We start from the raw sequence: 281 nt of genomic DNA, 5'->3' as shown, positions 1-281 counted from the left end.
CATTCAAGGTGAAGTTGTGGCCGCGTTTTTCGGTATAGGTTTGATGTCCCTCAAAGTCATGAATACAGGTGGCGATACTGTCATTCTTTCCCTTGCCCGGACAGACCGCATCTACCTGATGGCCCATGGCCAATAGTGCCTGAAAGGGCACCATATTTTCATAGTCTTCAACAAAGTCACCGGTGATCATCAATATCTTAGCCATAAATTCCTCCTGGAAATGTTTGTAATGCTAAATAAGAGTATCCACTGAAATGGCAAACAACGCTTTTGGTTTTATC

At 43.4% G+C, this 281-nt stretch carries 1 protein-coding gene; it reads right to left on the bottom strand.

Going from position 1 to position 281, the window contains the following annotated elements; all coding sequences use genetic code 11:
* Positions 1–205 (bottom strand): type 1 glutamine amidotransferase family protein (locus J0A66_RS23165; protein WP_206576113.1); only part of this gene is annotated, 205 nt, incomplete at its 3' end.
* Positions 206–281: the final 76 nt, after the last annotated feature.

The sequence above is a fragment of the Bowmanella dokdonensis genome (genome assembly GCF_017254865.1).
In the GTDB taxonomy this organism is placed as follows: Bacteria; Pseudomonadota; Gammaproteobacteria; order Enterobacterales; family Alteromonadaceae; genus Bowmanella; species Bowmanella dokdonensis.
This window is presented reverse-complemented; position numbering and strand designations above follow the sequence as displayed.